Raw genomic sequence first — 19,567 nt, 5'->3', positions numbered from 1 at the left:
GAAGTATTTAAGAGCAAAATAAAAATGACCGCTTCGCCCTTAATAAAATAAAAAGGACGAAACGGTCATTGTTCCGCGGTACCACCTTAATTGATATACATAGATATCCACTTGGTGCCTATAACGCAGGCGAACGCCTAAACTTTCATTTAAGACTCAGGGATAGGTTCGATATATTCTATACGAGGAATCTTTCAGCCGGTGAATTCCACTCTCTTTCGCAAGAAGACATATGTACTAGTTCCCTTCAACGATTTTCAATCTAATTTTTTTATATTATGCGATATAGTTCGATTCGGTGTCAAGAGGTATTTTTAAAAATAAATAGAGCCGCAAGTTATTTGTATGAAATTATCGCCCTACTGAATGAAAATACAAAATGATATAAGTTTAACTCATATTCATAAACATAAAACCTTACATTATAGTGTATATATTTACATAATGTCGAATATAATTAATTTTTATCTTTTAGTGTTGCAAAAAGGAATATATTCTCTTAGAATGTTTCTTTATATTGCACAGGGATGTTATTCTTATTCTAAGAAAATAATATCAAACCGATATAATTGATTATAAAAGGAGCAAGATTGAGTTATTATGGATAAACAAATTGGATTCATCGGTTGCGGAAATATGGGAATGGCTATGATTGGCGGAATGATAAACAAAAATATAGTGTCTTCAAATCAAATTATTTGTTCAGATTTAAACACTGCTAATTTAAAAAATGCTAGTGAAAAATATGGGCTAACTACAACTACCGACAACAATGAAGTAGCTAAAAATGCTGATATTTTAATTTTATCAATCAAACCAGACCTATACGCGTCAATAATTAATGAAATAAAAGAAGTAATCAAAAACGATGCTATCATCGTTACGATCGCTGCTGGGAAAAGTATTGAAAGTACTGAAAATACCTTTAATAAAAAAGTAAAGGTTGTAAGGGTAATGCCTAATACTCCTGCTCTTGTTGGAGAAGGAATGTCTGCATTATGCCCGAATGAAATGGTGACAGAAAAAGATTTAGAAGATGTACTAAACATTTTCAATAGTTTTGGTCAAACAGAGATCGTAAGTGAAAAATTAATGGATGTTGTCACATCCGTAAGTGGTTCTTCACCAGCTTATGTATATATGATTATAGAAGCGATGGCAGATGCTGCTGTACTAGATGGTATGCCAAGAAATCAAGCATATAAATTCGCTGCTCAAGCTGTGTTAGGCTCTGCAAAAATGGTACTAGAAACAGGAATACATCCAGGTGAATTGAAAGATATGGTTTGTTCTCCTGGCGGAACGACAATAGAAGCTGTAGCAACATTAGAGGAAAAAGGACTGAGAACAGCGATTATTTCAGCTATGCAGCGTTGTACGCAAAAGTCTGTTGAACTATCTGGTCAAACTAAAAAGTAAAACTGTAAAAGAGATCGCGTTAGCTATGAATTCATATGAATTTAATTAGAAATTCACTACATGATAAACGGCCAAACTCATATATACTTGAGTTTGGCCGTTTCAGTTTTAATTATATTAAAATAATTTCGTTCAAATCTTCTTTACAGGTTCTGTTTTATCCCTTACCTATTCCCTACTATGATTGTGTAATTTTATTAGAAACTAATAATTTTTCAATGCATTTCGGTAACATATCTAATAGCGTTTCAAATGCGTAGTTTACATCTAGACGTTCTGTCCATTGATGTGCATCTTTTCCTACCGGCCCCATATTTAATACTGGAACATCAAACTCTTCTAATTCCTGAAGCGGAATTGAATAACCTTTATCCCATAATGGCATATTGTCTACAAGCGAACTCATTGAATCCAGTGGATACTGCAAGCCTACATAACTTAAATCTGAAATCCCCCCAAAATAATTTTGGTTTTCAAATGTAATTTTATGATTGTAGTGTGCATACTTTTCCATTTCTACAACTACCTCTTTTATTAAAGGATTGTTGCGTGAACTCACAGCTGGATAGTACGGCGGAGCGAAGAAAAGTACAATCATCGGTGCCTTTTCTTTACATAAGATCGCTAATTTATCTACTAAATCAATGGTTACCGCACGATCATCTTTATCTCCTCTATTTTTTATAATATTAGATTGAATATGATTTATTTTTTCTCGTCCATGTTGCTCAATTGCATATGTGATAAGCTCTTCATAAGTTAATACATTTACTTTGAGATTAGGTGGTATAAATGGATTATATTTAGAAAAACGATATGCATGTTTTTCATACGACTCTTCTATTTTCTCTGCTACTTTCGTTACTTTTTGACGTAACAATGAAACTACATCTGTCATTGATTTTTCTAATAAAAACAAATTAAATAATGTAACTGCACGATGCGGAATTTGTACAGAATAATCCTCTTTTAAGTCCCTTTGAAGTAAGTTAGTTGGCGGAGGACTCGCTTCCCCTTCTACAATATCACAAAGGTCTGTGTTTAACTCTAATTCTGCTGTTATTAATGAAGCCATATAACTCCCATTTAACCCTGCAAAAGGTTCACCTACATGTGTCTCTTTTCCGTAGCAAAGAAAACCAGGTAACACTTTACCAATAGAGCCAGTGTAAATATACTTATTTTGGTCACCAGGATGTCTTGAAAACATAGGCTCTGAGTTTAAGACCGTTTTATAATCTAAGTTATGCTCTCTTGCTAAATCTAACAGTCTCGGAACAGCAGCCCTCATCCCTACAGAATTTACTTCTTCATCTGGTACAGCCAATAAAAGAACATTCCCATCAAATCTTTCTTCGCAAGCTTGCTCAATCATTGCCATTTGTAATGCGAGGCCGCATTTCATATCCATTGTTCCTCTACCAAACAGCCATTCTCCATGTTCTATATCTTCACGTACATGGTCTGGAAGTTCATCTTTATGAGAATAAAACAAAGATGTTAACTTTTTAGGATTAAATGCATCTTCTTTCCATATTCCGTAATCTTGTACATCTACAACATCAAAGTGACTTACTAGAATTACAGTATTTTTTGTACTATCACTTTTCTTTACTAGTGCTGTAACAAAATATCGTCCGTCCCCTGTCGGATTTTTTTGCAAATGATGCGGGTTTTGTTTGAAATACTGTAAGTCAGATAATTGTTCCACAACAAAGTCTGGCAATATTACTTCAGCTTCTGAACCGGTAATACTAGGAATTTCAACAAGACTGCTTAATAATTGAACCAATTGTTCTTTTGATTGCCACTTTGACATATAAATCCCCCTATTTTCCGCATTATGAAAACTAATTCCAGTATATGAATAAAAAATGACGACAGCTACCAAAATTATAGTTCTGATGTACTGCCGATTTTTATTGATATTTCATGAGCCGCTTGTTTTACCTTGCTAATAAGAAAAGATAGTCGATCATCATTAATACGATGACTAATTAACCCAACACTTAATGCTCCTACTACTTTATGATTAAATCCGATAATAGGTGCAGCTACTGAAGCTGTCCCTTCTGTTTTTTCACCATAACTGACAGCATATCCTTCATTTTTTATTTGCTTTATTTGATTAAGAAGAATTTGCTTTTGTTCTGGTAATGAAGAAAGTAAATGTTCTACAATATGTTCCATTTCATTCGTTTTCATATTGGCAAGCATCGTTTTATTTGCGGCACCAATTGAAAGTGGTATTTGTTCTCCTAGATTATCGATAACTCGAATTTTTAAAGGACTATCAATTCTTTCAATGATAATAGAATGTGTTCCGTTTGGAATATTCAAATAGACACTTTCTTCCACTTCAGAAGCCAAACGTTTCATCACTTCTCTTGCAACAGATCTATAGTCTACCTTCTCCAATTGACGCAACCCTATTTCCATCCACATTGGTCCAATTTTGTACTGTTTTGTCTCTGTAATTTGTGTAACTAACCCATGCTCCATTAGAGAGTTAAGTAATCTATGTACTGTACTAACCGGGAGATGTGTTCCATCAGCTATATCAGAAATAGCCCAATACTCTTTTTCATTTGTAGAATTCAATAATTTAATAATACTTATCGCTCGATCAATGGACTGTACCATAACTCGCCTCAACTTTACTCGTAATATGTTAGTACGCTTAATTAACTATCAATTTAGCAAACATTCGAAATGAAATCAATCTATTTATTTAATTTTCTAATAATAAAAACATATCACTAACAACGAATTGAAAACGCAAACAAAAAAATATTGACTTTTCTTTTTAATTATCTGAAAATTATAACAAGATTTCACATCACGGAATACATTCCATAATACGGAAAAACATCAAACATTATTCTATCAACTACGAAAGTGAGGAAAACAATGGCGCAAGTAAGCAATACAAACAATGAATTAAAACGTACGATGAAAAGTAGACACTTATTCATGATTGCACTCGGTGGTGTGATTGGAACCGGGTTATTTAACGGATCTGGCTTTATTATAAGTCAGGCTGGACCTGGTGGATCCGTACTTGCCTTTATTGCTGGTGGATTATTAATGTATTTCGTTATGCTATGTCTTGGTGAACTTGCTGTAGCCATGCCGGTTTCAGGTTCTTTTCAGGAATATGCTACTAAATTCATCAATCCTGCAACTGGCTTTACAATCGGATGGTTGTATTGGTTAAGCTGGGCGAATACGACCGGTCTTGAATTTACAACTGCCGGTATTACAATGCAGCGCTGGTTTCCTGATATTCCTGTTTGGGTTTGGTGTTTAATATTTGGCGTTACCATCTTCACTATTAACGCATTATCTGCTCGTAGTTATGCAGAAACAGAATTTTGGTTTTCAAGTATAAAAGTATCTGCCATTATAGCTTTTATAATTCTTGGTGGCGCCGCTATGTTCGGTTTTATTGATTTAAAAGGCGATGAACCAGCTCCACTTCTTTCAAATTTCGTAAATCATGGTGGTTTATTTCCGAATGGACTTGCAGCTATTCTATTAACAATGGTTACAGTCAATTATTCCTTCCAAGGTACAGAGCTTGTCGGAATCGCAGCAGGTGAAAGTGAAGATCCAGCAAAAACTTTACCTCGTTCTATTAGAAATATTATATGGCGCACAATGTTTTTCTTCGTCTTAGCAATCTTTGTTCTTGTTGCTTTAATTCCTTGGGAAGAAGCTGGATTAACAAAGAGTCCATTCGTTGCTGTTTTTGATAATATTGGTATCCCATATGCAGCTGATATTATGAACTTTGTTATTCTTACTGCTGTTCTTTCTGTCGCAAACTCAGGACTATACGCTGCTACTCGAATGCTTTGGTCTTTATCAAAAAACGAAATGGCTCCAGCATTTTTAAAGAAATTATCATCACGTGGGATTCCTCTCAACGCTTTAATCATGACAATTGCTATTTCTGCTTTTTCTCTTTTGACAAGTGTAGTAGCTGCTGAAACTGTTTACTTGTGGCTCATTTCAATTTCCGGAGTCATTACCATTATTGTTTGGATGTCAATTTGTGTTTCTCAATTCTTTTTCCGCAAACATTATTTAGCAGACGGCGGAAAATTAGAAGACTTAAAATTTAAAACGCCACTTTATCCACTCGTACCAATTCTTGGTTTTGGATTGTATGGCATTATATTAATCAGTCTTATTTTTATCCCAGAACAACGACTTGGAATCTATTGCACTGTCCCATTTATCATCTTTTGCTACACTTACTATCACTTTAAAGTTAAGAAAAGAAATTCTACTAACACTCATAGTGAAACTAAAATTAGCGAGACTTCGTAATATTTGACTATACATAAAAGACCACACATAGCGTTTCACTTCATGTGTGGTCTTTTTTCATTATTTTAATATGATTTCATCTGAATTTAATGAATATATCCCCTTTCCTACAAAAGTAGTAGAGTGTTCATTTAAACACTTACTACCTCAGTGGGATTTATCACATTCCAATTTCAATATAATAGTAAATAGGTATATCGGATATAGATGTACATTACTAGGCTTATACATATTTCAACTTTAGAATTATATTCACTATTCAATTGGTAGTTACCAATAAAGAAAGGAATGATCATAATAATACAGAACATATACGAAACTCATTTACATGTAAGAAATTTAGAGAAGGCAATAAATTTCTATCAAAACAAGCTAGGATTAACGTTAGCAAGAAAACTCTCCAAAAGAAGAGTGGCTTTCTTTTGGATCGGAGAAAATAAACAACAAATGCTTGGACTATGGGAAGTACATAACATTGAAGACTTTGAGCCGAGACATTTTGCTTTTGGTGTAAATTTAGAGTTTTTAATAACTTCTAAAGCGTGGTTAGAGGAACGTGGAATAGCAGTGATAGGAAGTCAAGGAAAAGGAAATCAAGAGCCAATTGTCCAAAGGTGGATGCCTGCTGCAAGTGTATACTTTCTAGATTGTGATGGAAACAAATTAGAATTCATTTCTATGTTACATGAGAATCCAGATGAATTAGAATATGCGTCCTATTTAAGTGTATGGAATGCGGAACACCAAGAAAAATGAATGGAATTTTCGTTCAAGTCTTTTCTTATTTTTGGATATAATGTTGTACGATCCCCCCTTTTACTATGAATTTGTTAACATAATGCATTTACTGTCATCTTATATTTGTACTTACGTACGAGCAATTCCTAATCTGCTTCAATTACAATTTGAATTATGTAAATTTTCCTCTTATCTGGCATCTACTCTTTAGACACAAACCCCCCTTAAATTGAAAATGATTAAGGGGAGTTTTATATACGATGCAATTATAGTTCAGATTTCACTCGAACAGAAACATTATTTTTAATTATATTTTTGACATCTTTAAAGCTAACAAAATTGTTACTTTTCTCATCCCAAAGACGGAAACGTAGTGATTGTAAGCTTGTAGCAAGCGTAATCGTTGGTACATTTTTTAACGGAAGCGTATTATTGTGTGCCTCTTCTAGTTTATAGTTAGGTACCCTTGGGCTTAAATGGTGAACATGATGGAATCCAATATTACCAGTTAAGAATTGCAAAATTTTAGGAAGCTTATAAAAAGAACTTCCTTCCACTGCCGCTTTCACATATTCCCAATCTTTATCCTCTTCAAAATAAGAATCCTCAAATGTGTGCTGTACGTAAAACAGCCAAATCCCTACTGAACCTGCTATTAAGAATATAGTACCATGTACTAACAGAAACGATTGCCACCCAATTGCCCAGCAAAGTATAGCTACTACAGCAACAATTATAATATTCGTCAAATAAGTATTCATACGTTCTTTCTGCCTTGCACCTTTTCGGTTAAATCTATTTTTAAGCAAGAAAACATAAATCGGACCTAATCCAAACATAACGAATGGATTGCGATATAAGCGATATGCTAAACGAAGTCTAAATGGTGCAGCTACATATTCATCAACTGTAAGCGTCCAAATATCCCCTGTACCCCTCTTATCCAAATTACCACTTGTAGCGTGGTGAATAGAATGTTCATGCCCCCACTGATCAAATGGGAATAATGTTAAAACACCCATACACGTTCCAACTATTCTATTTGCACGTCGACTTTTAAAGAACGAATAATGGGTGCAATCATGAAAAATAATGAAAATTCTTGTCATAAATCCAGCGGCTAACAGTGCTGGAACTAATGTTAACCAATAAGAAACTGACAAACTTTTATAAGCAAGGTACCATAAAATAATAAATGGCACGATTGTGTTGATCAGTTGCCAAACACTTTTTTTAATCGTTGATTTTTCAAAAGGAGCAACTTGTTTTTTTAAATTTTTAGTATTTTCTAAGGTCATTGTTCTAATTCCTTTCCTTTTTGTTGCTAATTCATATTATAGCACACTATTAGTATCAGGTGTTAAAAGTAGCTATAATAAATATTATATACTATGAAAATCTCTTTTTCTTACTCATTACTTACAAATTACTTACGCCCAAAACAGCTTCTATAATTGGACAGGCGGAGTATTTTATTTATAAAAGAAACTTCGAATTTTTCCAATAAGTACATAAAAAAAACAGCAAGTTTTTTCACAAGAAGAAAAAAGCTGCGATAAGTCAGTTTCACCGACTTATCGCAGCTCCTCTTCGTTTTACCTTATTTTATCGATGAAGCCACACTGCACCTGCAGACTTGTCTTCAGCTTGGCCTACCACTTCAAACTTCAGTCCTAGTTTCGGTAACTTACGTCCTGCATCAGGAATAATGCTGTTGATGTATTGCTTAGAATCATCAAATTTTGCCACTCCTGGTAATCCTTTATAATCGAAGATACCGCGAGTTGGTGAATTTACTTTCCATGCTGGTGTTTGATCAAATGAGAATGCCGCATCGGCAATTTGGTAACGCGTACTGCTCTTCACAGTAGGTTGTCCGTTTAATGTCCCTACAATTGCCTCTGGATGAGAATCTACTACTCCTAAGAACCCTTCACCTGGATGAACGCCTACCCAGTTATCTGTAAAGCTTTGATCCGCATACCATACAACCATTCCTGTATTAAATACTGGGCCACGTGCATGTTGTAACGCAGTGTCAGAACCAGCGTAATTTCTCCACTCTACATAGTAATTATGTTTTTTCTGTTCAAATCCGTTAGACACAGTAAAGCCTTTTAACGTCATTGCTGGCTGACCTTCTGCATCATCAGAGAAAACAACTTTTCCATCTACAGTTAATGCTGCATTATCTAACGCAAACCCTTTATAAGCTACTGCAATATCTGTTAAGTACTCAAATTGCAGTTTTACTTTTTTTCCTTTGAATTGGCTTAAATCGTATGATTTATCAACCCACTTACCATCAGTTGTATCCGCGCCGCCTTTTACATCTTTTTCGCCCATTCTATCAATGCGTGTCTTCGTTCCATCTTCTGCAATCGCATATACGTCAAGGAAATCATACTTCGCTTCAAGTTCGTAAAATGCCTTATAATCGAACTTAGCATCCTTTGCATTTGTTAAGTCAAATACTGGTGTCTCAAGTGTTGTATGAATGTCATTTCCTTTTGTACTGTAATAGAATTTCTTACCAAACGCTGATTCGATATTTTTTATATCTTTGTCCGGCAAGTTAACACGAACGATTCCAGGTCGTTTAGATTTTGTAGTACTTTGATCTACATATGTTGCAACACCGATTCCTTTGCTAAGTTTGTCATAATCTACTTCAAGGATATTCGCCCAGTTCCCCTTCATATTCTTTTGGAAAAACTCTTTATTTTGTGGTGAGAAACTCGTTGGCTCTGTTCCTGCAATTTTTCCAGCCCAGCTACCACCACTCATAATAGACCATGACTCAACAGGTTCACCTTGTCCTGAGTACTTTGTATCATATTCATCTGGTAAGCCTAAATCATGGCCATACTCATGTGCAAACACACCAACTGCCCCGTCTTCAGGCTCGATTGTATAATCATATGCAGCCATCTTTCCGCCCCAGTTCGAAACAGAAGATTTCGTGCCATCAATTGCATATGGTTTTGAACCTAGTTTTGAACGATGTGACCAAATCGCATCATCTTTCAATTTACCGCCGCCAGCTTCTTGACCAACGCCAGCATGTACAACCATTAAATGATCAATAATGCCATCTGGCTCATTTTTATTTCCATCACCATCTTGATCGTATTGATCAAATTGGTCATAGTCTGCTAAATTGATTCCTTTTGCTACCGCTGCTTTTAATGCTTCTTTCACAAAATCTTTTGGTCCTAAAGGCCCCTTGTTATCATGCCCAGTACCCGCATCAGCACCATAATCTGATGCTTTTCCTGGAACAGTAAGCCATTCTGTTACAGTCCCATCAACTGTGTAGCTACCACCAGATTGTTCTTCATAATATTGCTTAAATGTGTTAATCTTCGATCCATCAAATAAAGTAAATGGTTCATCACCAAATAACATTTTTTGATAATGTTCACGATTAAAGTCTTTAGAATACATGTATCCTGGCTCTTGATCAATATTGTTATGCTTAAAATCGCTAAATTCTACAAGTAAAACAAGTACTTTATCTTTTCGAACAGCTCCATTGTATTCTTCTTGCTTCGCTGATGTAGTAGGTACTTTTCCATTTAATTTCCCAGGGTTCAATGCTGCACCTTGTCCAGCTACCGGGCCTACTTCAGGCTGCTGCGCCTGTTCATTTTCCTTCATTTTTGCATCTTTTACTTTTTTCATAAAATCAGAAGCTTCTTGCGTAAGACTATCTCCTGTTAAGATTTCTTTCCCAGGGTTTTCCCCTTTCTTTTTCTCAACATATTTTTCGACAGCCTTTGACGTCTCAGCTTGCGATGCAGATTGATCAATTACCCCCCGTTGTTTTAACGCTTCAGCCAAACGCTCCTCCGGTATTAAGTGCTCATCTATTGGTAGAGATGATGTTGGTGTCTCAGCATACGCTGCGTGACCTCCAAAAGCAAACGTACTACTTAGTACTGCTGCTGTTGTTAATACCGCTAATGGTTTTAATTTCTTTTTCTTTTTCAATGTATTTCCTCCCCAGTGTCTGCAAATTATCGTTTTTTGCCGATAACAACATAATATTCGTTATAATACGAATATTCAATCTTTTTCAACAAATAAAATGTTGAGAAATATTTTTTTATGCAGGGTGAAATACATAAGATAGAAAAACAAACTCACCTATAAATAACAGTGAACTTTTTTAGTAAAAATAAGAATTAAATATTTTCTATACTACTTAATCTATGGGTTACCATATTACTCACTAATCTCATTATTACAAGCTAATAGTGGTTCGTACATCATTATAGCGTGATTCTCTGTTACATATTGATCTTCTATTAACTGTTTCTGTAGATTATATACTTTACGTTGAATCACATTATGTCGTATATAACCGCCCCAGTATGCAGGTTGAATTGAGTGTTCTTTCTCATACACTTCATATTGATAAAGTTGCGGATAGACTGTTCTCCATTCACCAACTAAATGTTCATCTGTCATATAAAGGTGAAGTTGATACGGTTGATCCGTTTCATTTTTAATTTGTAAATCCAAATAGTTATAGGAACAAGTTGCCCCACTCCCAAACGGTTGAGTTCGCCTAGAATCAGGAAAGACATCAAAGCTATGACGATATCGTTCGGTTACTGTCAGTGGTGTATGTAGCGTCATCCAATATATTAAATTTGAAAGCTGACAAAGACCTCCTCCAATACCTGTTTGAAAAGATCCGTAGTGTAATACCATACCTTCTACATACCCTTTTTTCCTCGTTGGCTTACCTATTAAACGCCAGTAAGAAAATGTTTCTCCCGGTCTAATGACGATACCATTTAGTTTTTTAACAGCAATTTTCAAATTAACAACCTTATTCTGTTGATACCACATATCTACATCTTTGAGCTTACGAAGTAATATTGTTTGGTGCTGAATTGCTGTACAAGGTAGCTTTTCTTGTTGGAACCTTTTTGCATATGTTTTTCCGTCTGCTAACCACTGAATGTGCCTCTTTGTAGAGTAATACCACTTCCCTAGCATAATGCGATACTTAGACCGCTGTTTAGGACGTAAGTGCACTATATTCATTTTATTCCCTCTCTCTTTCTTCAACTAAATTCTAATATATTTCTAATTCAATAAATTACAGTTTTCTTAACTGCATAATAATTTTCGCAAAAAAATAATAAATTTACTCTAGTGGAGATTTTATTTTGATGATTGCTTTATAATTATATAAAACTGAGCTTCAATACAATAAATTGAAATAAACACATTATAAATATAACGGATAACCTTAAATAAAAAATAATGAACATTAAAGAAATTCTAAAGTATTAATATATTTTTCGTAAATATTAATTGATAACCCATTAGACTTTACTATATGTATAACTTCTTATTCTACAAAACGAAATTTTTAATGTAAGAAAAAACTATACTTTCCCTTTAACATTGATACCAGTCTCATATGGAAAACTTTACAAAATAATTCGAACACTTACATTTAGAATAAACACAAAAAATTGCCACCAGTTAGCTTAACTGGTTGGCAATTTTTTAACGAGAATGCTTTACAAATAGTTGAATTGCTTCTTCTGGTACATAGCACTTTCCATTACTCTCTACAATAATACTTCTTAATTCATACCCTTTACCATTGATACGAATTATATTTTTGTTACCAAATAATTGTGCTTCTACTTTATTATGTTTTACTACCAGTAACGGGTTTGCTCCTTCGGTTTTGTTGGCTGTTACAGTTGCACCGATCTTCTTAAAGGCTTGTTCACTCTCTAAAAATATTTTATTCGTTACTTCTTCTAAGTTAAAGCCCATCGCTTTCGCCATCGTCTTCGCAATGTCTGTATTTTGGATTAAGCCTTCTGGTTTTTGAGGTCCATAAGAATGTAAGAATACATCCTCACCTGTATGTCCTCCTGTCGTAAAGCCGATATTTGCACGATTAGCCAATAATGTAGTAAGAATTCGTCCTACATCCATTTTCTTTTTTGCCGCTTTTAATTTTTCTTTTTCATCATGAGTTAGATTATCCAAACCATATAATTTAGCTACATCTTCTACATTTGATAAATCAGATTTCAGTTTATTTATAGTTCCTTCAAGTGTCATTTTCGCCTTTTTCAATGGGTCAATGTATGCAGAAACCGGTGTAGTATTGTATCCTTTTGTCGTATTCCTATTCCCTATAGAGATGCCGCTGTTACCATGATCAGTTAAAGCGATGAGCATCGTATCCCCATCTTTCTTCGCAAATTGTAACGCCTTTGCTACCGCTTCATCAAATGCCAATATATCACTAATCATCCCAATTGGATCATTAGCATGGGCTGCCCAATCAGGCTTACTACCTTCTATGAATAAAAAGAAACCATCTTTATCTTTTGATAATGTTTGAATTGCTTTTTCTGTCATTTGAGAAAGTGTTGGTTGTTCTGGGTTTGTTGCTATACGATCCATATCAAACGCAAGAGCATGATGTGAGAAAGAGCCCCAAATTTTATTAGATTTGGAGTTCAATAACGCATCTTTCGTTTCAACAAAATCGTATCCTTTGTTTTGAATCACCTTTACTAAATTTTCACCATCTTTTCGGATTCCATTACTTTTCATAGGTAACAGCGCCGCTTTTCCCCCGCCTAATACGACATCTATATTTTGATATACTTGCTGCTTCGCAATTACGTCAAATTGCTTGCGATTGACATGGTGAGCCGAGAATCCCGCCGGAGTAGCATGCTGAATTTCAGATGTAGCAACAATTCCAGTTGCACGACCAGTACGTTTTGCACCTTCTAATACGTTTGCGACCGGCCGTAACTTGTCCTCTTCTTTTATTGGCTCTAAGCTAGGCGAACTTACAATAGAAGGTAATACACCTACATATCCTGAATTTGATTTATTTCCAGTTGCTAATGCTGTTGCTGCTGGCGCTGAGTCTGTAATAGCTGATTCCGCCGAAAACGTACGAACTCCTCCTGTTACAATTTGATCTAACGTAAGCGGTGCCCCTTTATACCAGCGAGCCAATGTTGTCGCCGTTGAACTCGTTCCGTCCATAACCATCATAATTATATTTTTAGGCTGATGTTCTACTTTTTTCACCTTAGCTTTGGCCGCATGATAATTCATCATACTTTCCGTACTTAATACGCTTACTATTATAGCTGCCACTAATAGCAACTTTTTCATCTTCACACCATAATTCAACATGATTGTTCCTCCATAAACTTTGCATTCATTTAAATACACACTATTTCCTTTTCCATACCAAAACCTACATATGTTTTATTAGTTCCCAATTCTCATAAAGCTAACAATAGTTACTTTCCCTTTCTTTCCTTTATTAAATATCGGTATGTATCATCTATCTTATAAAAAAGATTTAACATCCTTTTCATTAATTACTTGTTTAACAATAAATCCTCGATCAAAAGAAATAAAAATTTATTGTTAAACAATAAATTCTGTGTTAAATTAATAAGATATTAAATAAATGAGGTGCTTTTTATGAAACAAGGATCCACACTCTTTTTAAAGACCGTTGTGATTCTGATTGGAATCCCCGTTCTTGCTATGTGCATTTTTTTAGTCCCTAAAATAGGAAATTTCGCCGCAGAATTATATCCAGATATTTCATATATTAAATATCTTGTATTTATCAATTTATACGCAACAGCAATACCTTATTACTTCGCACTGTATCAAACATTTAAGCTTTTAAACTATATTGATAAAAATAACGCATTCTCAGAGTTATCTGTTCAAGCTTTAAAAAATATTAAGTACAGCGCATTGGCAATTAGTGTATTATATGTATTAGGTATGCCACTTTTCTATCTCGTGGCAGAGAGAGATGACGCCCCTGGCATTATTATTATCGGAATGATTATGATTTTTGCTTCAATGGTAATCGCGGTCTTTGCTGCCGTTCTCCAAAGACTATTAAAAGATGCTATAGATATAAAATCAGAAAATGATTTAACGGTCTGAGGTGAATAATATGGCAATTATTATTAATATTGATGTAATGTTAGCAAAAAGAAAAATGAGTGTAACAGAACTTTCGGAGAAGGTTGGAATTACAATGGCTAACCTTTCTATCTTGAAAAATGGAAAAGCAAAAGCAGTCCGTTTTTCAACTTTAGAAGCAATATGTAAAGCATTAGAATGCCAACCGGGGGATATTTTAGAATATCAACCTAAAGATACCGAATAAAAAGAGTCCTTCATACGAGAAGGACTCTTTTTATTACACATTACGGTGCAAAACTAATTTGACCAGTAAACAATAGGATAATCGCTATGATCCAAAATATAAAAAATGATGAGGACAGTATTAATGAAAGGATAGCAATCCCCTTCTTCTCTGTTCTTTTCGTCATTGTGATTATTGAAAGCATGATCCCTACACCTGTCAGGGCAATTGTAATATAATCTCCAACTATATTACCTGCATTCGCTATCCTTGTTGGCGTTATAAAAACGAATAGAAAACACAAAATACCGATGAGTAAAGATATATAGCTTATTATACTGTACTTCTTTTTAGGAACTATTTCTGTTTTCATACTAATCCCACCCCTTCTATATAGCTATGAGTTTATATTAGCATGAATAACCATAATTTGGTTAAAGCAAAAAAAGATAAACACTATCACTTTATCTTTCAGTTTATTTCTATCTAACAATTAACCTGGCTACTTCTTTAATAAAGATGGACGATCATTCTTTAACCTCTAGTAATTATTATATACAGAAAATAAAGTGAAACTTTAATCAGTGGAGGTTTTGTTCACCCTCCACTGATTATTAGTTGAAGCAATCAGGCTGCCCGTTATTGCGGAATAAAATGAAAGAGTTCTAAAAAATAAAGACTGTACCTTTAAAATGAAAGATACAGTCTTTATTAATAACTTTTTTTATAAAGAAAACTCTCTATCAATCACTACCTTAAAAAACTCCGAGTAATGTGATAAAGAATAATCCGCTACATCACAATTACCTTGAAACATACATGTTGAAATACCTAATTCTTTTGCAGGTAATAAATCTAATTCTCTATCTCCAATAGCTAAATCAATATTATGCTTTTTATGTAAATGATTATAAGCTAAAGAGTTGGGCTTTCGGGGAAAGCCATCGTCAATTGTAACCATATCTACGAAGTATTTTTCCCAGCCGTAATATTTTAAAATGCCCATAACCCCTTCCCTATGTTTATGGGTCATAATCACATTTTTATTTGCAAATTTCAAAACCTCTTCGACACCTGCAAAAGGTTTCATATCTTTTGGCGTGAATTTCTCCTTCAAAACTTTAATCTTTTCTTCCTGCTCACATGAAATATTATAATACTGAATTGCATGAGAGTATGATATTTTTAAGTTTTTGTATATTTCTTGTTTTTCTACTGAATCACCTAATATTTCAGAAAGCATCATTGTATATGCAGGATACGTATCAAATAACGTCCCATCAAAATCCCATAAAATATTCATTCTATTCACCTTCTATTATCAAATCATTCAATGACTAAATCCGCCTTATCCCTCGGCAATTCCGTTTCTAAGTAATAATCCTCTGCTTTCCAATACCTATTTTCAAATTTTGAAAGGTTTTTCTGTGTCTCCTCACTCTCACGTAGAAACCTTGTCTCTCTTGGACAGTCCAAATAGACCATATAATGAAAGAAATCTCTCCATTCTTTTCGCTGCAGAAAAACTCCTTCAATAACAATTACCCCTACAATAGGAATCTGTACTTTTTCCATTTCACATATATCTGTTTCTTCATGAAAGAAAGGTAATTTCAATTTTGTTTCATGTTGTAGCTTTTGAAAAAATTTCCGCCTTAGCCATTCAATGTCCCATTGTAAATAATAATACTCATACCATTCTTCATATCCAGTATGATATCGTTTATTACGCTCCACTATGTGATCATCAATATGGAAAATATGAAACGGAATGCCTTCTTGTTTCATATTTTCTTTTAAATTGGCTACGAATGTTGTTTTTCCAGATCGACTTAAACCATCTATCCCTAAAATAAAGCGGTTTTCTTTATGCTTCTTCATAACATTTATAAGCTCATTTGTACTCATTACTTCTTCCACTCTTCTTTTAATAACGAGTATAGAATGGTATCATGAGCAACACCATTTTGAATCATATGTTTTCGAAGTAATCCTTCTTCTTGAAATCCTGCTTTTATTAACAATTTTTGAGAAGTTTTATTTTCTACATATACAACCGCTGCGATTCTTATTAGTTGCAGCATTTCAAATCCATAAGCTAAAATCGCTTGTAATGCTTCCGATGCATATCCTTGTCCCCAATATGTATCATCTAATTCATAACCAATTTCAGCTCGTTTATGATGATTATTAATTAAATGAAATCCGCACGTTCCGATTAATTGGCCCGTTCCTTTTTTCTCGATTCCCCAGCGAAATACACTGCCCTCTTCATAACGATTTTTAAACGTTTGAATCGTGGTTTTCGCTTGCTCAATATTTTCGAAAGAATCCATTCCGAAATAACGTATAACTGATTCTTTCGAAAAATATTGGAACATCGTTTCTGCATCTAATAGTGTAAGTTCTCTTAAGAGTAAACGTTCTGTTTCTAGTTTTGGAAATCCCATCTCTCTTTCTCCCTCTATTCTAATGAACTGCAAATTTCAATATAATTTCCATCTGGATCAGCAATGTAGGCAATTGTTTGTCCCCACGGTTTTACAATCGGTTCAACTAAAATCTTGATTCCTTGTTCTCTAAATTGCTCAATCGTTTCTTGTACATTCTCAACAACGAATCCTAATTCGAAATGAGAAAACTTTAATTCACCTTCTGTAAGCGGTAGTCCTGTTAATTCTTTCACATCTTGCCGCGTATTCATCGCTAAAATGGTAGTTCCAGTATTAAATTCAATATATGTACCGTGCTCTGCTTTTATAGGTAACTGTAAAATATCTTTATAGAATTTTAAACATTCCTCAAACTTTTCTACATATAAAATGATGTACTTCATTTTCAAATCCATTTTACATCCCCCCTTGTATCTATCCCTAAAATTTCGACAAAAGTCTCACAAAAACCTTGTTCCTTGTAGTAATGAGCAAAAAAAATGAGGCCGATTTCTCGGCCCCCCAGCTTATTGGCATAAAACAGGAGATTTGGTTTGGACATAACCAGTTCGTACTTTTATTATATTTTATTTTTTCTGAATTTTAAATACATTAAACACCTATTTATATTGAGAAAGTTTTTTGCTTGCATAAAATTAAAGATTTTAAGAAATGATACAAATGGAGGTGTATACATATGGAACCAATGCTATGTCCAAGTTGTAAAACGAACCGTACCCGCTTTAATATTCTTGAGCAACAAGTAAAACCAGTCAAGTTAAATCCACAAACTGGTCAAGTAGAAGAAGAATACACAAATGAAACGATGAATGCTTTTCATATGGCTTATCAAGGACCTACATACCGTGTCCAATGTGCTGTATGCGGACTTGTTGAAAACCCTGAACAATTTATTAAACCTGCGCAAAATCAGTCTTTCTAATAAAAACATGATTATCCCTTGTAGAAATAGATTTTTCTATAAGGGATTTTTTCGTTTAATACGTTAATTAAAAATGTATTTCTTCCTTATTATATGTTAAACTTCGCACTCTTTTGGAAATGTTTACATAAGCGAGGTAAAACAAATAATAAAAAAATAACGCTTCCATCAATATTTCTACTATTAACTTGTCATATAGTCATCTTTTACTTTTGGATCTTCGATTGGGAGAAAATCTCGACTTCTTACGGTTTAGCTATATGGATACTTTCTACTATTTGTGGTCTTTTACTTTATTTCCTTTATAAAAAACAAAAATCTAATAAAGTGATATTCAAGTTCGTTATTATTAATTACTTCTTCATTTATGATTTTTTTAGGTATTGTTACTGGTATCATCTTTGTAACTGTTAGTTCTATGCCTTAAATATACAATATTTTATTATATAAATAATACCCAACAAAACAAGGATATATAGAAATTAAAGAAGATGATTTCCATTCAATATACAACCATCTTCTTTAATAAACCCAATCTTTGTTACAATATTTCATTTTTTAACTTTTTAATCTTCCTAAATAAATTAATAAACGCATATAAATATATACAAACTAAAAACCCAACCATACCTTTATATAATCCTGATTCTGATACTCCAAGAAAACATAAGTAAAACACTGGAATTAACATTACAAACATAATTGCAACGAACTGTATCAATTCAACAAATTTTTGTATCTTCGTTTCTTTGTCTGAATAAATATCAGGTAACTCATTTTCCTCGTCTACTTCTTTACAAAAATAATTCCACTTCGCAAAACTCGTTACATGTTTCCATCCACACATTTCATATATTTCAATATATTCTTTTTGTTTTTCTTTTGAATCTTTATAATCCAGTCTAAAATCCGCTTTATATACTACATCTTTTGGTTCAGTTTTCTTAAACGTATACATTACATTATACTTTTGTAAAGCCCATCCCTTTTGATGCATTTTTCTTAAAAAAGCTTCTTCTTTTTCCAAGCTCCATATCGCAAAAGGTTTGAATACCTTCTTTGTCTCCATTTCCCATTCACTCCCCTAATATACTATTTCCATTCCTTACAGATCTCTGCAATCTGTTATATTCTAGCTCTAACACTTCTCTCCCAAACGGCGTTAACTCATAGCACTTCTTTCTATCTGTAGAGGCAACTTCAACAATTAATTTTTCTTTAAGTAATTTCGTCGTATTCCCGTATAAAGTACCAGGGCCGAGCTTTACTTCCCCATTTGTCATCTCTTCTACCATTTGCATAATTCCGTAGCCATGCAACGGCTTCACGAGTGACAATAATATGTAATATGTCGCCTCAGTTAACGGAATATATTTTTGCGCCTTCGCATTCATTATAACTACCTCCGATACATCGCTTTATGATATATCGATTCACGATACATCGTATATCGATATTGTATAATTATATTCCAAAATATGCAAGAGTAATTTAATAATTAAATATCCATTT

Annotated in this window: 19 protein-coding genes, 1 pseudogene and 1 other annotated feature; of the genes and pseudogenes, 7 read left to right on the top strand and 13 right to left on the bottom strand. The window is 33.9% G+C overall.

From position 1 onward, the window contains the following. Nucleotides 1-49: 49 nt before the first annotated feature. Nucleotides 50-260 (bottom strand) — a binding site (T-box leader). 340 nt (nt 261-600) lie between these two features. After that, on the top strand, nt 601-1,419 hold the full coding sequence (gene proC, locus M1D66_RS12555; protein ID WP_000360726.1) for a pyrroline-5-carboxylate reductase: 819 nt from the start codon (nt 601-603) through the stop codon (nt 1,417-1,419). Nucleotides 1,420-1,597: 178 nt separating this feature from the next. Here the strand turns inward: proC and M1D66_RS12550 are convergent, their stop codons facing one another. Together M1D66_RS12550 and M1D66_RS12545 are read right to left on the bottom strand one after the other, a co-directional pair. Further along, nucleotides 1,598-3,238 (bottom strand): M20/M25/M40 family metallo-hydrolase, encoded by a 1,641-nt coding sequence (locus tag M1D66_RS12550; RefSeq protein ID WP_144596313.1) that lies wholly within the window; start codon nt 3,236-3,238, stop codon nt 1,598-1,600. A 74-nt stretch (nt 3,239-3,312) separates the two neighbouring features. Further along, nucleotides 3,313-4,062, bottom strand: coding sequence for an IclR family transcriptional regulator (locus tag M1D66_RS12545; protein ID WP_086385780.1), 750 nt, complete (start codon nt 4,060-4,062; stop codon nt 3,313-3,315). 267 nt (nt 4,063-4,329) lie between these two features. On the opposite strand from M1D66_RS12545, the gene M1D66_RS12540 reads away from it, so the two are divergent. Both M1D66_RS12540 and M1D66_RS12535 read left to right on the top strand, forming a co-directional pair. Then, nucleotides 4,330-5,754, top strand: a complete 1,425-nt coding sequence (locus M1D66_RS12540; RefSeq protein ID WP_000079991.1) for an amino acid permease — start codon at nt 4,330-4,332, stop codon at nt 5,752-5,754. 297 nt (nt 5,755-6,051) lie between these two features. Beyond that, nucleotides 6,052-6,510 carry a VOC family protein gene (locus M1D66_RS12535; RefSeq protein WP_242555199.1) on the top strand — a complete coding sequence of 153 codons (459 nt, stop codon included), beginning with the start codon at nt 6,052-6,054 and terminating at the stop codon, nt 6,508-6,510. Nucleotides 6,511-6,758: 248 nt separating this feature from the next. Here the strand turns inward: M1D66_RS12535 and desA are convergent, their stop codons facing one another. The 4 genes from desA to M1D66_RS12515 all read right to left on the bottom strand — a co-directional run bounded on the left by desA (nt 6,759) and on the right by M1D66_RS12515 (nt 13,695). Then, nucleotides 6,759-7,790 carry a Delta(5) desaturase DesA gene (gene desA / locus M1D66_RS12530; RefSeq protein ID WP_000171504.1) on the bottom strand — a complete coding sequence of 344 codons (1,032 nt, stop codon included), beginning with the start codon at nt 7,788-7,790 and terminating at the stop codon, nt 6,759-6,761. A 307-nt stretch (nt 7,791-8,097) separates the two neighbouring features. Beyond that, on the bottom strand, nt 8,098-10,485 hold the full coding sequence (locus tag M1D66_RS12525) for an immune inhibitor A domain-containing protein (RefSeq protein WP_000727446.1): 2,388 nt from the start codon (nt 10,483-10,485) through the stop codon (nt 8,098-8,100). A gap of 234 nt (nt 10,486-10,719) precedes the next feature. Then, entirely contained in the window at nt 10,720-11,550 is an 831-nt protein-coding gene (locus M1D66_RS12520) for a VanW family protein (protein ID WP_061112947.1), read from the bottom strand. A gap of 471 nt (nt 11,551-12,021) precedes the next feature. Then, nucleotides 12,022-13,695 carry an alkaline phosphatase gene (locus M1D66_RS12515; RefSeq protein WP_086385782.1) on the bottom strand — a complete coding sequence of 558 codons (1,674 nt, stop codon included), beginning with the start codon at nt 13,693-13,695 and terminating at the stop codon, nt 12,022-12,024. Between the two features lie 297 nt (nt 13,696-13,992). On the opposite strand from M1D66_RS12515, the gene M1D66_RS12510 reads away from it, so the two are divergent. Together M1D66_RS12510 and M1D66_RS12505 are read left to right on the top strand one after the other, a co-directional pair. Beyond that, complete coding sequence (locus tag M1D66_RS12510) at nt 13,993-14,475, top strand: DUF2975 domain-containing protein (RefSeq protein WP_000809125.1); 483 nt, start codon at nt 13,993-13,995, stop codon at nt 14,473-14,475. Nucleotides 14,476-14,485: 10 nt separating this feature from the next. After that, nucleotides 14,486-14,701: a helix-turn-helix domain-containing protein gene (locus tag M1D66_RS12505; RefSeq protein ID WP_000974623.1), complete on the top strand. Its 216-nt coding sequence runs from the start codon at nt 14,486-14,488 to the stop codon at nt 14,699-14,701. A gap of 40 nt (nt 14,702-14,741) precedes the next feature. On the opposite strand, the gene M1D66_RS12500 is transcribed toward M1D66_RS12505, so the two are convergent. The 5 genes from M1D66_RS12500 to M1D66_RS12480 form a co-directional block, all read right to left on the bottom strand. After that, nucleotides 14,742-15,053: a hypothetical protein gene (locus M1D66_RS12500; RefSeq protein ID WP_000845550.1), complete on the bottom strand. Its 312-nt coding sequence runs from the start codon at nt 15,051-15,053 to the stop codon at nt 14,742-14,744. Between the two features lie 351 nt (nt 15,054-15,404). After that, nucleotides 15,405-15,983 (bottom strand): HAD-IA family hydrolase, encoded by a 579-nt coding sequence (locus tag M1D66_RS12495; RefSeq protein ID WP_242555174.1) that lies wholly within the window; start codon nt 15,981-15,983, stop codon nt 15,405-15,407. A 23-nt stretch (nt 15,984-16,006) separates the two neighbouring features. Further along, nucleotides 16,007-16,588 carry a kinase gene (locus M1D66_RS12490; RefSeq protein ID WP_242555173.1) on the bottom strand — a complete coding sequence of 194 codons (582 nt, stop codon included), beginning with the start codon at nt 16,586-16,588 and terminating at the stop codon, nt 16,007-16,009. After that, a complete protein-coding gene (locus M1D66_RS12485) occupies nt 16,588-17,130 on the bottom strand; it encodes a GNAT family N-acetyltransferase (protein ID WP_242555172.1) in 543 nt (180 codons plus the stop codon). The genes M1D66_RS12490 and M1D66_RS12485 overlap by 1 nt, the downstream gene beginning before the upstream one ends. Before the next feature lie 14 nt (nt 17,131-17,144). Beyond that, nucleotides 17,145-17,528: a VOC family protein gene (locus M1D66_RS12480; protein ID WP_006924562.1), complete on the bottom strand. Its 384-nt coding sequence runs from the start codon at nt 17,526-17,528 to the stop codon at nt 17,145-17,147. Between the two features lie 281 nt (nt 17,529-17,809). Here M1D66_RS12480 and M1D66_RS12475 point away from each other — a divergent pair, with 281 nt between their 5' ends. Beyond that, entirely contained in the window at nt 17,810-18,055 is a 246-nt protein-coding gene (locus tag M1D66_RS12475) for a hypothetical protein (protein WP_000433609.1), read from the top strand. A gap of 93 nt (nt 18,056-18,148) precedes the next feature. Continuing rightward, nucleotides 18,149-18,482: pseudogene (locus M1D66_RS12470) on the top strand (hypothetical protein). 114 nt (nt 18,483-18,596) lie between these two features. Here M1D66_RS12470 and M1D66_RS12465 read toward each other — a convergent pair. Together M1D66_RS12465 and M1D66_RS12460 are read right to left on the bottom strand one after the other, a co-directional pair. Beyond that, nucleotides 18,597-19,124 (bottom strand): DUF2812 domain-containing protein, encoded by a 528-nt coding sequence (locus tag M1D66_RS12465; protein ID WP_033692666.1) that lies wholly within the window; start codon nt 19,122-19,124, stop codon nt 18,597-18,599. A 7-nt stretch (nt 19,125-19,131) separates the two neighbouring features. Then, a complete protein-coding gene (locus M1D66_RS12460) occupies nt 19,132-19,449 on the bottom strand; it encodes a PadR family transcriptional regulator (protein WP_000991882.1) in 318 nt (105 codons plus the stop codon). Nucleotides 19,450-19,567 lie beyond the last annotated feature (118 nt).

This window comes from Bacillus sp. PK6-16 (genome assembly GCF_056530295.1).
The sequence above is the reverse complement of the archived record's forward strand: the minus strand, read 5'-3'. Positions and strand labels throughout refer to the sequence as shown.

Bases quoted from the DNA above. Each gene is read 5' to 3' on its own strand.
- proC (WP_000360726.1), top strand. From the start codon at position 601: ATGGATAAACAAATTGGATTCATCGGTTGCGGAAATATGGGAATGGCT.
- M1D66_RS12550 (WP_144596313.1), bottom strand. From the start codon at position 3,238: ATGTCAAAGTGGCAATCAAAAGAACAATTGGTTCAATTATTAAGCAGT.
- M1D66_RS12545 (WP_086385780.1), bottom strand. From the start codon at position 4,062: ATGGTACAGTCCATTGATCGAGCGATAAGTATTATTAAATTATTGAAT.
- M1D66_RS12540 (WP_000079991.1), top strand. From the start codon at position 4,330: ATGGCGCAAGTAAGCAATACAAACAATGAATTAAAACGTACGATGAAA.
- desA (WP_000171504.1), bottom strand. From the start codon at position 7,790: ATGACCTTAGAAAATACTAAAAATTTAAAAAAACAAGTTGCTCCTTTT.
- M1D66_RS12520 (WP_061112947.1), bottom strand. From the start codon at position 11,550: ATGAATATAGTGCACTTACGTCCTAAACAGCGGTCTAAGTATCGCATT.
- M1D66_RS12515 (WP_086385782.1), bottom strand. From the start codon at position 13,695: ATGTTGAATTATGGTGTGAAGATGAAAAAGTTGCTATTAGTGGCAGCT.
- M1D66_RS12510 (WP_000809125.1), top strand. From the start codon at position 13,993: ATGAAACAAGGATCCACACTCTTTTTAAAGACCGTTGTGATTCTGATT.
- M1D66_RS12505 (WP_000974623.1), top strand. From the start codon at position 14,486: ATGGCAATTATTATTAATATTGATGTAATGTTAGCAAAAAGAAAAATG.
- M1D66_RS12500 (WP_000845550.1), bottom strand. From the start codon at position 15,053: ATGAAAACAGAAATAGTTCCTAAAAAGAAGTACAGTATAATAAGCTAT.
- M1D66_RS12495 (WP_242555174.1), bottom strand. From the start codon at position 15,983: ATGAATATTTTATGGGATTTTGATGGGACGTTATTTGATACGTATCCT.
- M1D66_RS12490 (WP_242555173.1), bottom strand. From the start codon at position 16,588: ATGAGTACAAATGAGCTTATAAATGTTATGAAGAAGCATAAAGAAAAC.
- M1D66_RS12485 (WP_242555172.1), bottom strand. From the start codon at position 17,130: ATGGGATTTCCAAAACTAGAAACAGAACGTTTACTCTTAAGAGAACTT.
- M1D66_RS12480 (WP_006924562.1), bottom strand. From the start codon at position 17,528: ATGGATTTGAAAATGAAGTACATCATTTTATATGTAGAAAAGTTTGAG.
- M1D66_RS12475 (WP_000433609.1), top strand. From the start codon at position 17,810: ATGGAACCAATGCTATGTCCAAGTTGTAAAACGAACCGTACCCGCTTT.
- M1D66_RS12465 (WP_033692666.1), bottom strand. From the start codon at position 19,124: ATGGAGACAAAGAAGGTATTCAAACCTTTTGCGATATGGAGCTTGGAA.
- M1D66_RS12460 (WP_000991882.1), bottom strand. From the start codon at position 19,449: ATGAATGCGAAGGCGCAAAAATATATTCCGTTAACTGAGGCGACATAT.